We start from the raw sequence: 13,581 nt of genomic DNA, 5'->3' as shown, positions 1-13,581 counted from the left end.
AATCGATGCCACGCCGCTGTCCTGGCTCGTGTGGGCGGTGCAGCCGTGCGGACAGGGTCAGTTTCCGGCCGCCGGCGCCTGGCCGTGCAGGCCCGTCAGCAACGCCGCCACGGCCCTGCGCGCGCCGTCGAGCGTACGCAGATCGCCTGCCGGACCGGACTGCCGGTGTCGCCAGACCACCCGCCCCGAGCGCAGGTCCACCAGCCATGCCTCCGCGTCCAAGGTGTCGCCGCCGATATCGGCGCCCAGCAGCAAGCGCCCCGCCGCACGCACCGCGGTCCGGCCGCTGCTGGCGTGGCTGCCGCGCAATTGCATGAACAGGCCGTAGTCGGCGCCGGTGGCGCTGTATAGCGGCGTGGTCTCCCCCTGCAGCGCGGCCGCGCCGATATCGTCACCCGAGGCGGATGCAGTTCCCTGGGCCGCCAGCAGATGCTCCCGCAGCCGGGGAGCGCCGACCGGCCCGTAATCGACCGTGGTGATGGCCTGCTGGCCCAATACCTCATGGGCTGCCTGCGCGCATAGCAGACGTGCAGCCGCGGTCCATTCTCCGCGCGGGAGCGTGGCGCCGTCGTGGTGGCGCTCGGAAATCTCGATGTCGGGCGCGGCCAGGGCGACCCGGCCGCGTATCTGGAAGGCTTCCGCGGCGATCGCGTCGGGGCGCTCCGGCGTCCCGGAGGCACAGCCCGAAAGCACGGTCGCCAGCAGCGCCATGGGCAGCCACAGGCACCGGCGCCACTGCGTTTCCCGGCGTCGGGCGGGCATGGGCGGGGAGGGGCGCTGTGCTAACATCACGGGGTTATTTTCCCACGTCCATCGCCGCGTCCGCGGCCATTTTCCGAGGTTCCCCACGATGCCTCAGCTCGCCCGGCGCATGAGTCGCGCCAAGCCCAGCGTCATCATGCAGGTCGCCGAAAAGGCCAAGCGGCTGAAGGCCGAAGGCCGCGACATCATCAGCTTCTCCATCGGCGTGCCGAACTTCCTGCCGGGCCCGCACGTGTACGAAGCCGCGCGCCAGGCCGTCGAGAAGGATAGCGGCCAGTACGGCAGCAATCGCGGCCCCGACGCGTTGCTGGACGCCCTGTTGCAGCACATCGAGCAGATCGGCCTGACCGGCTACACCCGTGCCAACTGCGCGACCGGCATCGGTGCCAAGCACGTGATCTACAACCTGGCCGAGGCGCTGCTGGACGAGGGCGACACCATCGCCTTCCCGGCGCCGTACTGGACCAGCTACGTGGACATCGCCGAGATCGTCAACGCGAAGATCCAGCTGCTGCCGTGCCCCGCCAGCCAGAACTACAAGCTGACCCCGCAGCAGCTCGACGAGGCGCTGGCCTCGAAGCCCAAGGTGTTCCTGTTCAACAACCCGTCCAACCCGACGGGCATGGTGTACACGAAGGACGAGGTCATCGCGCTGGCCGACGTGCTGGTGAAGCATCCGGACACCTGGATCATCGCCGACGACATCTACAACCGGATGCTGTTCGACGGGCTGGAGTACTACAACTTCGTGCTCGCCCGCCCGGAGCTGCGTGACCGCGTGATCTTCCTCGATTCGCTGTCCAAGACCTACGGCATGCCGGGCTGGCGGCTGGGCTTCATGGTCGGGCCGGAAGCGGTGGCCAAGGCGCTGGTGACGCTCAACTCCAACCACATCACCAACGTGCCGGAAGTGGTGAATGCCGCCGGCATCGCCGCGCTCACCGGTCCGCAGGACGTGCCGGAGCAGAAGCGGGTGGAATTCCAGGCCAAGCGCGACCAGGTGATGGCGGTGATGGATGCGATCCCCGGCGTGGTCTGCCCGCGGCCGCAGGGCGCGTTCTACGTGTTCCCCGACATCAGCTGCGCGTTCGGCAAGTCGCACAACGGTGTGAAGATCGAGAACGACGTCGATTTCTGCAACGTGCTGCTGGAAGCCAAGGGCGTGGCCTGCGTGCCGGGTTCGGCGTTCGGGGAGCCACGCGCGCTGCGCATCAGCTACACCTGCCCGACCCCGCAGCTGGCCCCCGGCCTGGCGCGGTTCCAGGAATTCTTCGCCGAGCTCAGCTGAGCCCGGATCCATCCATTCCTCCGGCGGGCTTGGCCCCGCCACCCCACAGGAGTCCATGACATGAAAGCCCCCGTTCGAGTTGCCGTCACCGGCGCCGCCGGCCAGATCGGCTACGCCCTGCTGTTCCGCATCGCCTCTGGCGAAATGCTGGGCAAGGACCAGCCGGTGATCCTGCAGATGCTGGAACTGCCGATGGAGAAGGCCCAGGCCGCGCTGCGCGGCGTGATGATGGAACTCGAAGACTGCGCGTTCCCGCTGCTGGCCGGCATGGTCGGTACCGATGACGCCGAGGTCGCGTTCAAGGACGCCGACTACGCCCTGCTGGTCGGCGCGCGCCCGCGCGGCCCGGGCATGGAGCGCAAGGACCTGCTGCTGGAGAACGCCAAGATCTTCACCGCCCAGGGCGCCGCGCTGAACAAGGTCGCAGCGCGCAACGTCAAGGTGCTGGTGGTCGGCAACCCGGCCAACACCAATGCCTACATCGCCATGAAGTCGGCGCCGGACCTGCCGGCGAAGAACTTCACCGCGATGCTGCGCCTGGACCACAACCGCGCTCTGTCGCAGCTGGCCAGCAAGGCCGGCGTGGCCGTGACCGACATCGAGAAGCTGGTCGTGTGGGGCAACCACAGCCCGACCATGTACCCGGACTACCGCTTCGCGACCGTCAATGGCGAATCGCTGAGGGACAAGATCAACGACGCAGACTGGAACGCCAACACCTTCATCCCCACCGTCGGCAAGCGCGGCGCCGCGATCATCGAGGCGCGCGGCCTGTCGTCGGCCGCCTCGGCCGCCAACGCCGCCATCGACCACATGCGCGACTGGGCGCTGGGCACCAACGGCAAGTGGGTGACCATGGGCGTGCCCTCCGACGGCAGCTACGGCATCCCGGAAACCGTGATGTACGGCGTGCCGGTGACCTGCGCGAACGGCGAATACACCCGCGTCGAAGGCCTGCCGGTGGACGAGTTCAGCCGCGCCGCCATGGACAAGACGCTGGCCGAACTGGAAGAAGAGCGCGCGGGCGTTGCCCACCTGCTCTGAGCGGTATGCCATCACGAGCCACGAAGCGCCGGGCCCTGCCCGGCGTTTTCGTTTCCGGCAGCCGCCGGTGCCCGCGTTAAAATGCACGATTCGCAAGGAGAGGCCATGAACACGCAATCCGCCGGTGCGCGCTTTCGCGCGGCGCTGAATGAAGAAACCCCCCTGCAGGTGATGGGCGCCATCACCGCCTACGCCGGCCTGATGGCCAAGCGCACCGGCTACCGCGCACTGTACCTGTCCGGTGGCGGCGTGGCGGCCAATTCGCTGGGCATGCCCGACCTCGGCATCAGCACGATGGAAGACGTGCTTACCGACGCGCGCCGGATCGTGGATGCCACCGGCATGCCGCTGCTGGTCGACATCGATACCGGCTGGGGCGGGGCGTTCAACATCGGCCGCACCATCCGCAACTTCGAGCGCATCGGCGTGGCCGCCGTGCACATGGAAGACCAGGTCGGGCAGAAGCGCTGTGGCCATCGCCCGGGCAAGGAAGTGGTGACGAAGGACGAAATGGTCGACCGGGTCAAGGCCGCGGTGGATGCCCGCACCGATCGCGAGTTCGTCATCATGGCGCGCACCGACGCGGCCGCCGTGGAGGGCATCGACAGCGCCATCGAGCGCGCGGTGGCCTATGTCGAAGCGGGCGCCGACATGATCTTCCCCGAGGCGATGAGGACGCTGGACGACTACCGCAAGTTCAAGGCGGCGGTGCAGGTGCCCATCCTCGCCAACCTCACCGAGTTCGGCAGCACGCCGTTCTTCACCACCGACGAGCTGCGCGATGCCGGCGTCGACATCGCCCTGTACTGCTGCGGTGCATACCGCGCGATGAACAAGGCGGCGCTGCATTTCTACGAGACGGTGCGCCGCGAAGGCACCCAGAAGAACATCATCGACACCCTGCAGACCCGCGCCGAGCTGTACGACTTCCTGGGCTACCACGCCTACGAGGACAAGCTCGACACGCTGTTTGCGCAGACGAAATGAGCCGGAGGACACATCGATGAGCGAACAGACCGCAACCCCCACGTTCAAGCCGAAGAAATCCGTCGCCCTGAGCGGGACCGCCGCCGGCAACACCGCGCTGTGTACCGTCGGTCGCAGCGGCAACGACCTGCACTACCGCGGCTACGACATCCTGGACCTCGCCACCACCAGCGAGTTCGAGGAAATCGCCCACCTGCTGGTGCATGGCAAGCTGCCGAACCGGGCCGAACTGCGCGCCTACAAGGCCAGGCTGAAGTCGCTGCGCGGCATCCCGGCGGCGGTCAAGGCCGCGCTGGAGGAACTGCCGCCGTCGGCGCACCCGATGGACGTGATGCGCACCGGCGTATCCGTGCTGGGCTGCGTGTCGCCGGAGAAGGACGACCACAACCATCCGGGCGCGCGCGACATTGCCGACAAGCTGATGGCCAGCCTCGGTTCGATGCTGCTGTACTGGTACCACTACAGTCACAACGGCCGGGTCATCGACGTGGAAACCGACGACGACAGCATTGGCGGCCACTTCCTGCACCTGCTGCATGGCGAGCCGCCGCCGGAATCGTGGGTGCGTGCGATGCACACCAGCCTGATCCTGTACGCCGAGCACGAGTTCAATGCGTCCACCTTCACCTGCCGCGTGATCGCCGGCACCGGCAGCGACATGCATTCGTGCATCGCCGGCGGCATCGGCGCGCTGCGCGGGCCCAAGCACGGCGGCGCCAACGAGGTCGCGTTCGAGGTGCAGAAGCGCTACGAGACGCCGGACGAGGCGGAGGCCGACATCAAGGCGCGCGTGGAGCGCAAGGAAGTGGTCATCGGTTTCGGCCACCCGGTCTACACCGTGTCGGATCCGCGCAACAAGGTGATCAAGGAGGTCGCGCGCCACCTGTCGGCCGAACAGGGCAACATGAAGATGTACGACATCGCCGAGCGGCTGGAGTCGGTGATGTGGGACATCAAGAAGATGTTCCCCAACTTGGACTGGTTCAGCGCGGTCAGCTACCACATGATGGGCGTGCCCACCGCGATGTTCACCCCGCTGTTCGTGATCGCCCGCACCAGTGGGTGGAGTGCGCATGTCATCGAGCAGCGCATCGACGGCAAGATCATCCGCCCCTCCGCGAACTACACCGGGCCGGAAGACCGCACCTTCGTGCCGATCGACCAGCGCTGAGATCCTTGCGATCCATGAAAAAGGCCGCGTTCGCACGCGGCCTTTTTCGTCTTGCGGCGACGGAAGCTCAGAGCAGGCCTTCGGCCTTCATCGCCGCCTGCACGCCGGCATCGGCGGCCATGCGCGCGTCGAAGCGGGCCAGGTTGTCCAGGCCGGACAGGTCCACCCCGGTCTTCTTCGCCCACTGGGTGACCACGAACAGGTAGGGATCGGCGATCGAGCGGCTTCCTGCGAGCCAGTCGCGACCCGCCAGCTGGGCGTCGGCGCGCTCGAACAACGCGCGCAGTTGCTTGCGTGCGGCGTCATGCGACTTCGCGATCAGCGCCGGGTCCTCGAGATAGGCAGTGGCGCCGAACAGCGGCTTGAACGCCGGATGCAGGTCGGCATTGACGAAGGCCAGCCAGCGGTTGACCTCGGCGCGGCTTTCGGGGCTGCCGTCGCCGCACAGGCCGGCCTCGGGGAAGCGGTCGGTCAGGTAGTGCAGGATCGCCGAGTTCTGGGTCAGCACCCAGTCGCCTACCTGCAGCGCCGGCACCGCGCCGGCGGGGTTGATGGCGCGGAACTCCGGGGTGTTGCGCTGCTCGCGGGAGACGAGCTGCACTTCGAACGGCGCGCCGATCCACTGCAGGACGATGTGGTCGGTCAGCGAGCAGGCGCCCGGCGAACTGTAGAGCTTCATCATGTGGCCTCGTTGGAGAAGACCCACGACTATCCCGCAATCCGCGCTGCCGCGTCGATGCCGCTGCGCGCAACGCAGCGTGCCGCGCGTTTCGATCAGCCGCGCTTGGCCGGACGCAGACTCTGTACCTTATAGAAGGTGTGGTCGCCGATGGTTGCCACCTGGAAGGCGCTGTTCCAGCTCGGGCTGGCGATGGCGTGGGCGGCGAAATGGCTGGCGCCGGGCACCACCAGCTTGCGCTGGTCGCGCGGCAACGCCCAGTTGCGCTCGGATTCCAGCGCGACGCCCACTGCCTCCGACCAGGCCTGGATATTGGACAGGCGGGTCTGCGGCGAGACGATCGTGGGTGCGAACTGCTTGCGTGCGGTCACCACCTGGCACAGGTTGTGGCCCCACAGGCCACTGTCGCGGCGGCGCAATGCGACTTCCGCCACGGCCTGCTGGCCAAGGACGGACTGGTCGCGCGCTTCCAGGTAGACAGTGGTGGACAGGCACAGCGAATCTGCGGCCGGCTGCGGCAACACGTGCGACAGCCAGAGTATCCACGCCAGTTTCATGTCGGACTCCTTGCTCCGTTGCGGCGCAGGGCAGGCATCGTGTGTTGCGGATGCCGCACGCCTGCGTCATGGCGTACTGGGGAGGGCGGCTGCTCTATGGCGGCCTTTGCCCGGGCGCGCCGTCCCGTCAATGGGTTCGGGCGGCGTGCCGGTTCACCTGACAATCACGCAACTGGGCAGTGGGTCAGGCCAAAAGTTGGCGCAAGGTAGGGGTTGATTCCCGAACGTTGGCTGAATGGGGGGGGTGGCGGATCTGTGACGGGGTTAGGGTTTCATGGAACGGTTTTGTCCGTCGCGTCGGCCTCAGAGCGACGCCGCCAGACGGCTGCCTTCGTCGATGGCGCGCTTGGCATCCAGCTCCGCTGCGAGTTTGGCGCCACCGATCAGATGCGGCTTGCGGCCGCGCGCCAGCAGTGCGTCGAACAGTGTGCGGCGCGGCTCCTGCCCGGCGCAGACCACCACGTGGTCGACCGGCAGGATCTGGCTGCTGCCGTCCACCCGGATGTGCAGGCCGTCGTCGTCCACGCCCACGTACTCCACGCCGCCCAGCATCTTCACTGCCTTGGCCTTGAGGGTAGCGCGATGGATCCAGCCAGTGGTCTTGCCTAGGCGTGCCCCCGGCTTGCCCGGTGAGCGCTGCAGCAGCCAGATCTGGCGCGCCGGTGGTTCCGGATGCGGCTGCGCCAGTCCGCCCGGCGCGTTGAAGGTCGGGTCCACCCCCCATTCGGCCATCCAGCGTGCCGGCTCCAGCGTCGGTGAGCCGCCGGCCTGCGCCAGGAATTCGGCGACATCGAAACCGATGCCGCCGGCGCCGATGATCGCCACCTTGCCGCCGACTTCGACCCGGCCTTCCAGCACATCCAGATAGCTGACGACGCTGGCGTGTTCTGCGCCCGGAATATCCACCCCGCGCGGAGTGACGCCGGTGGCGACCACGACTTCATCGAACCTTTCCAGCGCATCCGCGTCCACCCGGGTGTCCAGGCGCAGGTCAACGCCAGTTTCTGCGATGCGGTGGCGGAAATAGCGCAGCGGTTCGTGGAATTCCTCCTTCCCCGGAATGCGCTTGGCCAGATTGAACTGGCCGCCGATCTCGCTGCCGCCGTCGAACAGGGTCACGCGATGGCCGCGTCCGGCGGCTTCGGTGGCGCAGGCCAGGCCGGCCGGACCGGCGCCGACCACGGCGATGGTTTTCGGCGAGGCCGTCGGAGCGAAGTTCAGCTCGGTCTCGGCGCAGGCGCGCGGATTGACCAGGCAACTGGCGCGCTTGTTCTCGAACACGTGGTCCAGGCAGGCCTGGTTGCAGGCGATGCAGGTGTTGATCGCATGGCTGCGGCCGGCCCGCGCCTTGTTCACCCACTGCGGATCCGCCAGCAGCGGGCGGGCCATCGAGACCATGTCGGCGTTGCCCGCGGCCAGCACCGCTTCGGCCACCTCCGGCATGTTGATGCGGTTGCTGGCAACCAGAGGCAGGGTTACGTGCGGCTTCAGCCTGGCAGTCACGCCGGTGAACGCCGCGCGTGGCACCGAAGTGGCGATGGTGGGGACACGCGCCTCGTGCCAGCCGATGCCGCTGTTGATGATGGTGGCACCGGCGGCTTCCACCGCCTTGGCCTGGGCGACAATGGCGTCCCAGTCGTTGCCCCCGTCGACAAGATCGAGCAGCGACAGCCGGTAGATCAGAATGAAGTCCGGCCCGCAAGCCTCGCGCACGCGTCGCACGATTTCGACGGCGAAGCGCATCCGCCTGGCGGCGTCTCCGCCCCAAGCGTCGCTGCGGCGGTTCACCCGCGGGGTGGTGAATTCGTTCAGCAGATAGCCTTCCGATCCCATGATTTCGACGCCGTCATAGCCGGCCTCGCGCGCCAGCAGCGCGGCGGTGGCGAAATCGCGGATCTGGCGCTCGATGCCGCGCGCCGACAGAGCGCGCGGTGTGAACGGGTTGATTGCCGATTTCAATCGCGACGGCGCCACCGACAACGGGTGATAGGCATAGCGGCCGGCGTGCAGCAGCTGCAGGCAGAGTTTTCCGTCATGGGCGTGCACCGCGGAGGTGACCTGCCGGTGCCGGCGGACGTGCCAGGGCAGGGACAGGCGCCCTGCAAACGGCTTGAGCCAGCCAACGATATTAGGCGCGAATCCCCCCGTGACCATCAGCCCGACCCCGCCCTGGGCGCGTTCGGCGAAATAGGCTGCGAGCTTGGGGAAGTCGCGGGCATGGTCTTCCAACCCGGTGTGCATCGAGCCCATCAGGACCCGGTTGCGCAGGGCGGTGAAGCCCAGATCGAGGGGAGCGAACAGATGCGGGAATGGGGTCGTCATCGCCGAAGCATACCGTCAGGTATGGTGGACCGCATGCGCCGGTGTTATGCGAGTGCGATCGGGGTGCATACTTTGCAGGCGTTTAACCGTTATGTTAGTGTTAACGCGGCTTTCACGTGCCCGGCTGTAACGTGCGCCAAGCGCCGGTACCGCCGTCTGGAGCAAGCGCTTTTAAATTCCGCGTCACGGTTTCTTTCACTGAATCAAGGAGCTGAACATGAACAAGAAACTCCTCTGCGCTGCCCTTCTGGGTGGTCTGGGTCTGGCGCAGGCTGCGTCTGCCCAGGAGTTCGATGACCGCTGGTACGTTTCCGGTTCGACCGGTGTGAACTTCCAGGACAAGGATCGTGGCACTGAAGACGCGCTCTTCGGCACCATTGGTTTCGGCAAGTTCCTCACCCAGCGTTTCTCGCTGGAAACCGAGTTGAACTACCAGAACCCGGACAAGACCATCAATCCGAACCTGTGGTGGAGCCAGTACGGCGTCTCCCTGGACGGCCGTTACCACTTCCGCAACGCCGACTCCAAGTGGTGGCCCTATCTGCGCGGTGGCCTGGGCTGGCAGCGTCATGAGGAAGAGTTCGTGACCACCCTGCCGACCTCGCCGGCGGATCACAAGGACTCCAACCTGGCCGTCAACCTGGGCGCCGGCCTGCAGTTCGATTTCGGCCGCATGGACCTGCGCACTGAAATCGGTACCCGCGTCGACTTCGACGACCAGCAGGCCCGCATCGGCAACCAGCAGGATCGCTTCACTGATCTGCTGGCTTCGGTGGGCATGACCATCGCCCTCGGCCCGGAGCCGGTTGCCCCGGTTGCCCCGGCCCCGGCGCCGCAGCAGACCTGCGCCGACATGGATGACGACGGCGACGGCGTCAACAACTGCAACGACAAGTGCCCGGGTTCGCAGGCTGGCCAGACCATCGGTCCGGACGGCTGCCCGGTGCCGGTCTCGATCGACCTGAAGGGCGTGAACTTCGACTTCGACAAGTCGACCCTGCGTCCGGACGCGGTGGCCATCCTCAACGAGGCCGTCGAGATCCTGAAGCGCTATCCGGAGCTGAAGGTTGAAGTCGCCGGCCACACCGACCAGTGCGGTACCGACACCTACAACCAGAGCCTGTCCGAGCGTCGCGCGAAGGCGGTCTATGACTACCTGACCAGCAACGGCGTGGACGCCGGCCGCATGTCCGGTCCGACCGGCTACGGCGAGAGCCGTCCGCTGGAAGACAAGGGCCAGACCCTGCCGGGCTGCAAGAGCGAGACCAACCGCCGCACCGAGCTGAACAGCCTGTAATCCCGGCTGTCATTCGTGAGGTATCGAAGCCCGGCCCAGTGCCGGGCTTCGTTTTTTTGTGGCGGCGGTGCGGCGTTGAATTGCGGTTAGCCGCAGGCAGCGCCTACACTGTCGCGGTCCGTCGGGGAGTACGTTGCCATGTCGTCCATGTTCCGCGCCTGTGTGCTGTCCTTGCTTGCCGTTCCGGGGTTTGCGCAGGCGGGGGGCGATGTGTGCGCGACCGGTGCCGTCTCGGCCGTGCCGGTCCGCCCGACCGTGATTTCCGCCGTCGCCACCGAGTTCGCCCCGGCCATCACCCAGCTGGGTGGTGCCAGTGGGGTGCTGGCGCAGTCATTCGACGAGGCGCTGTCGGTTGACAACGTGCTGGCGCGGATCCGCGTCGATGGTTGCCGTGCGATGGCGAAGTCGGCCGCGCCGGGTGCCGCGGGCATCGATCCCGCCGCCTACAAGCCGCAGACTGCGTTCGACAACACGCCGTGGCGTTTCAACATGACCCAGAACGGCAAGCGCATGACCGCGGACGAGTTCGACGCGTGGATGAAGTCGCGGGGCGTGCGCGTGGTCGGGCGCAAGGATGCTGCGGAAGCCGCCGCGCCCGAAACCGTGCCCGCGGCGGAGACCAAGTCGGCCAATTGATCGGCCTCTGCCGCGCATGGGCGTGAGCCACGGGCTGGCAAGGGTATTGTCCAAGCGCGGGCTGTGCTCGCGCAGCCAGGCTGAACGGCTCATCCGCGATGGCCGCGTGCGCCTCGACGGGCGCGTGGTGCGCGATCCCGAGCACCCGACCGACCTGGAGCAGGCGCGCATCGACATCGATGGGGCCGCGCCGGAACAGGGCGCGCCGCGCTACCTGATGCTCAACAAGCCCCGAGGGCTGGTCACCACGGCCAGCGACGAGCGTGGCCGCGACACCGTATACCGCTGCTTCGACGGTGCAGAGCTTGGCTGGATCGCCCCGGTGGGCCGCCTCGACAAGGCCAGCGAAGGCCTGTTGCTGTTCTCCAGCGACCCGCGCTGGGCGGCCGGCATCACCGACCCGGCGCGCGGCCCGAACAAGACCTATCACGTCCAGGTGGACTGCATCCCCGGTGCGGCAACGCTGTCGGCGCTGCAGTCCGGGGTGGCGGTGGATGGCGAATGGCTGCATGCCGCATCCGTCACGCTGCTGCGCGCCGGTGGCAAGCACGCATGGCTGGAGGTCGTACTGGACGAGGGCCGCAACCGCCAGATCCGCCGCCTGCTGGCGGCCTTCGACATCGGCGTGCTGCGGCTGGTGCGGGTAGCGATCGGGCCGCTGGCCCTTGGCGAACTGCCGAAGGGCCAATGGCGCGAACTGAGCGCCGGGGAAGTCGCCGCGCTCGGCGGTGGCTGAGCGTCAGGCCTTCAGCACGCCCAGCTCATGGCCGATGCGGATGAACGCGTCGATGGCGCGGTCGAGGTGCTGGCGGGTGTGTGCCGCGGAGATCTGCGTGCGGATGCGCGCCTGGCCCTTGGGCACCACCGGGAAGAAGAAACCGATCGCGTAGATGCCTTCCTCCAGCAGCCGCTCGGCGAACCGCTGCGCCAGCGGCGCGTCGTACAGCATCACCGGGCTGATGGGGTGTACGCCCGGCTTGATGTCGAAGCCGGCGGCGGTCATGCGCTCGCGGAAATAGGCGGTGTTTTCGACCAGCTGCGTGCGCAGGTGGCCGGCCGCCGAGAGCATCTCGAAGGCCTTGATGCCCGCGGCCACCACGTGCGGCGGCAGCGAATTGGAGAACAGGTAGGGGCGCGAGCGCTGGCGCAGCAGTTCGATGACTTCCTTCCTCGCCGTGGTGAAGCCGCCGAGCGCGCCGCCCATGGCCTTGCCGAGGGTGCCGGTAAAGATGTCGATCCGGTCCAGCACGCCCTTTACCTCGGCGCTGCCGCGGCCGGTGGCGCCGAGGAAGCCGGTGGCGTGGCATTCGTCGATGTGCACCAGCGCGCCGTACTTCGCGGCCAGCGCGGTGATCTCGTCCAGCGGCGCGATGAAGCCGTCCATCGAGAACACGCCGTCGGTGGTGATCATGATGGTGCGCGCGCCGTCGGCCCTGGCCTGCTGCAGCTGTTGTTCGAGATCCGCCATGTCGCAGTTGGCGTAGCGGTAGCGCTTGGCCTTGCACAGGCGCACGCCGTCGATGATCGAGGCGTGGTTGAGCGCGTCCGAGATGATCGCGTCGTTCTCGCCCAGCAGCGGTTCGAACAGGCCGCCGTTGGCGTCGAAGCAGGCTGCATAGAGGATGGTGTCCTCGGTGCCGAAGAAGTCCGCAATCGTCTTCTCCAGCTGCTTGTGCAGGTCCTGGGTGCCGCAGATGAAGCGCACGCTGGCCATGCCGAAGCCGTGGGTGTCCAGCGCTTCCTTGGCCGCGGCGATCACGTCCGGATGGTCGGCCAGCCCCAGATAGTTGTTGGCGCAAAAATTCAGCACTGTGCGGCCATCGGCCAGGGTGATCTCGGCAGACTGCGGCGACGTGATGATGCGTTCCGACTTGAACAGCCCCTGCGCGCGGATGTTGTCCAGTTCCTCGGCGTAGTGCCGGGTCAGCGAAGGGGCGTTGGTCATGGTGTGTTCGTCGTGGGCCAGGGAGCTACAGATTCTAGCTGGCGGCCGTTATTTGCTTCAGGTGCGGCGGCTGCAACCGGCAGATTCTTCGCGCCCGGAATCGAATGTTAAAATGTTGTGATTCCTCCCAACGACCCAATGCAGAGCCTCCCATGACCCAGGTCCGCCGCCCGCTTGCCATTGCCCTGTTGCTGCTTTCCGCGCCCTTCGCCGCCAGCGCGGGCGATGGCGATGCACCCGCCTCGTCCGTCAGCTGGGAAGTCAGCGCGGTGTCCGACTACCTGTTCCGCGGCGCATCGCAGACCGACGAGAAGGCGACCCTGCAGGGTACGCTGACCTGGACCTCGGCCGCGGGTCTGTACGTGGGGAGCTTCGCCTCCGGCGTGGACTTCGGCGAAGACAGCCCGGACATCGAGGTGGATTACTTCGTCGGCTACGGTTTCGATGCCACCGACAAGGTCAACATCGACGTCGTGCTCAACCGCTACACCTACCCGGGTGCCAGCGAGATGGCCTACAACGAACTGGTCACCACCGCGACCATCGCCGAAAACTGGGCGCTGAGCGTGGGCTATACGAATGATGTCTGGGGCAGCAGCACCACCGGCTGGTACTACGGCCTGGCCCACGACTGGGCGCTGCCGAACGACCTCACCCTGTCCGCCAACGTGGGCCGCAGCGTGTTCGCCGATGCCGAGGTGGCTTCGGACTACACCGACTGGGGCGTGGGTCTCAGCCGCAGCTTCGGCCCTGCCGAAGTCTCGCTGGGCTATTACGGCGTCGACGGCAAGGGGCGCGACAACTTCGGCCAGCTGGCCGACAGTCGCGTGCTGTTGACGGTGACGTTCGCGCGCTGAGCGTCGGTCGCGGCTATGAAAAAAGGCGCCTTCCGG

The 13,581-nt window shown here is 67.2% G+C and carries 13 protein-coding genes; 8 read left to right on the top strand and 5 right to left on the bottom strand.

What is annotated here, in order from left to right; genetic code table 11:
• Nucleotides 1–57: 57 nt before the first annotated feature.
• On the bottom strand, nt 58–711 hold the full coding sequence (locus ICG51_RS03880) for a hypothetical protein (protein WP_190281732.1): 654 nt from the start codon (nt 709–711) through the stop codon (nt 58–60).
• 139 nt (nt 712–850) lie between these two features.
• On the opposite strand from ICG51_RS03880, the gene ICG51_RS03875 reads away from it, so the two are divergent.
• From ICG51_RS03875 to prpC, 4 genes are all read left to right on the top strand, one after another.
• Nucleotides 851–2,050, top strand: a complete 1,200-nt coding sequence (locus ICG51_RS03875) for a pyridoxal phosphate-dependent aminotransferase (RefSeq protein WP_190281731.1) — start codon at nt 851–853, stop codon at nt 2,048–2,050.
• Between the two features lie 60 nt (nt 2,051–2,110).
• Nucleotides 2,111–3,094 (top strand): malate dehydrogenase, encoded by a 984-nt coding sequence (locus ICG51_RS03870; protein ID WP_190281730.1) that lies wholly within the window; start codon nt 2,111–2,113, stop codon nt 3,092–3,094.
• Between the two features lie 105 nt (nt 3,095–3,199).
• Entirely contained in the window at nt 3,200–4,081 is an 882-nt protein-coding gene (gene prpB, locus ICG51_RS03865) for a methylisocitrate lyase (RefSeq protein ID WP_190281729.1), read from the top strand.
• A 16-nt stretch (nt 4,082–4,097) separates the two neighbouring features.
• Entirely contained in the window at nt 4,098–5,252 is a 1,155-nt protein-coding gene (prpC, locus tag ICG51_RS03860) for a 2-methylcitrate synthase (protein WP_190281728.1), read from the top strand.
• A gap of 67 nt (nt 5,253–5,319) precedes the next feature.
• On the opposite strand, the gene ICG51_RS03855 is transcribed toward prpC, so the two are convergent.
• From ICG51_RS03855 to ICG51_RS03845, 3 genes are all read right to left on the bottom strand, one after another.
• Nucleotides 5,320–5,931: a glutathione S-transferase N-terminal domain-containing protein gene (locus tag ICG51_RS03855; RefSeq protein ID WP_190282346.1), complete on the bottom strand. Its 612-nt coding sequence runs from the start codon at nt 5,929–5,931 to the stop codon at nt 5,320–5,322.
• A 95-nt stretch (nt 5,932–6,026) separates the two neighbouring features.
• Nucleotides 6,027–6,488: a cell wall hydrolase gene (locus ICG51_RS03850; RefSeq protein ID WP_028839587.1), complete on the bottom strand. Its 462-nt coding sequence runs from the start codon at nt 6,486–6,488 to the stop codon at nt 6,027–6,029.
• A 303-nt stretch (nt 6,489–6,791) separates the two neighbouring features.
• On the bottom strand, nt 6,792–8,810 hold the full coding sequence (locus ICG51_RS03845; RefSeq protein WP_190281727.1) for an NADPH-dependent 2,4-dienoyl-CoA reductase: 2,019 nt from the start codon (nt 8,808–8,810) through the stop codon (nt 6,792–6,794).
• A gap of 217 nt (nt 8,811–9,027) precedes the next feature.
• Here ICG51_RS03845 and ICG51_RS03840 point away from each other — a divergent pair, with 217 nt between their 5' ends.
• The 3 genes from ICG51_RS03840 (at nt 9,028) to ICG51_RS03830 (ending at nt 11,479) form a co-directional block, all read left to right on the top strand.
• Nucleotides 9,028–10,107 (top strand): OmpA family protein, encoded by a 1,080-nt coding sequence (locus tag ICG51_RS03840; protein WP_190281726.1) that lies wholly within the window; start codon nt 9,028–9,030, stop codon nt 10,105–10,107.
• A 138-nt stretch (nt 10,108–10,245) separates the two neighbouring features.
• Entirely contained in the window at nt 10,246–10,743 is a 498-nt protein-coding gene (locus tag ICG51_RS03835) for a hypothetical protein (RefSeq protein WP_223809510.1), read from the top strand.
• Nucleotides 10,744–10,759: 16 nt separating this feature from the next.
• Nucleotides 10,760–11,479 carry a pseudouridine synthase gene (locus ICG51_RS03830; RefSeq protein ID WP_223809509.1) on the top strand — a complete coding sequence of 240 codons (720 nt, stop codon included), beginning with the start codon at nt 10,760–10,762 and terminating at the stop codon, nt 11,477–11,479.
• A 3-nt stretch (nt 11,480–11,482) separates the two neighbouring features.
• Here the strand turns inward: ICG51_RS03830 and kbl are convergent, their stop codons facing one another.
• Nucleotides 11,483–12,688, bottom strand: a complete 1,206-nt coding sequence (gene kbl, locus ICG51_RS03825) for a glycine C-acetyltransferase (protein ID WP_190281724.1) — start codon at nt 12,686–12,688, stop codon at nt 11,483–11,485.
• A 152-nt stretch (nt 12,689–12,840) separates the two neighbouring features.
• Here kbl and ICG51_RS03820 point away from each other — a divergent pair, with 152 nt between their 5' ends.
• Nucleotides 12,841–13,545, top strand: a complete 705-nt coding sequence (locus tag ICG51_RS03820) for a TorF family putative porin (RefSeq protein ID WP_190281723.1) — start codon at nt 12,841–12,843, stop codon at nt 13,543–13,545.
• Nucleotides 13,546–13,581 lie beyond the last annotated feature (36 nt).

Source organism: Thermomonas sp. XSG (genome assembly GCF_014678725.1).
In the GTDB taxonomy this organism is placed as follows: domain Bacteria; phylum Pseudomonadota; class Gammaproteobacteria; order Xanthomonadales; family Xanthomonadaceae; genus Thermomonas.
The sequence above is the reverse complement of the archived record's forward strand: the minus strand, read 5'-3'. Positions and strand labels throughout refer to the sequence as shown.

Excerpts from the sequence above, each read along its gene's own strand:
- prpB (WP_190281729.1), top strand. The coding sequence starts at position 3,200 with ATGAACACGCAATCCGCCGGTGCGCGCTTTCGCGCGGCGCTGAATGAA.
- ICG51_RS03840 (WP_190281726.1), top strand. The coding sequence starts at position 9,028 with ATGAACAAGAAACTCCTCTGCGCTGCCCTTCTGGGTGGTCTGGGTCTG.
- ICG51_RS03870 (WP_190281730.1), top strand. The coding sequence starts at position 2,111 with ATGAAAGCCCCCGTTCGAGTTGCCGTCACCGGCGCCGCCGGCCAGATC.
- ICG51_RS03875 (WP_190281731.1), top strand. The coding sequence starts at position 851 with ATGCCTCAGCTCGCCCGGCGCATGAGTCGCGCCAAGCCCAGCGTCATC.
- ICG51_RS03850 (WP_028839587.1), bottom strand. The coding sequence starts at position 6,488 with ATGAAACTGGCGTGGATACTCTGGCTGTCGCACGTGTTGCCGCAGCCG.
- ICG51_RS03845 (WP_190281727.1), bottom strand. The coding sequence starts at position 8,810 with ATGACGACCCCATTCCCGCATCTGTTCGCTCCCCTCGATCTGGGCTTC.
- ICG51_RS03830 (WP_223809509.1), top strand. The coding sequence starts at position 10,760 with ATGGGCGTGAGCCACGGGCTGGCAAGGGTATTGTCCAAGCGCGGGCTG.
- ICG51_RS03880 (WP_190281732.1), bottom strand. The coding sequence starts at position 711 with ATGGCGCTGCTGGCGACCGTGCTTTCGGGCTGTGCCTCCGGGACGCCG.
- kbl (WP_190281724.1), bottom strand. The coding sequence starts at position 12,688 with ATGACCAACGCCCCTTCGCTGACCCGGCACTACGCCGAGGAACTGGAC.
- ICG51_RS03835 (WP_223809510.1), top strand. The coding sequence starts at position 10,246 with ATGTCGTCCATGTTCCGCGCCTGTGTGCTGTCCTTGCTTGCCGTTCCG.
- ICG51_RS03855 (WP_190282346.1), bottom strand. The coding sequence starts at position 5,931 with ATGAAGCTCTACAGTTCGCCGGGCGCCTGCTCGCTGACCGACCACATC.
- prpC (WP_190281728.1), top strand. The coding sequence starts at position 4,098 with ATGAGCGAACAGACCGCAACCCCCACGTTCAAGCCGAAGAAATCCGTC.
- ICG51_RS03820 (WP_190281723.1), top strand. The coding sequence starts at position 12,841 with ATGACCCAGGTCCGCCGCCCGCTTGCCATTGCCCTGTTGCTGCTTTCC.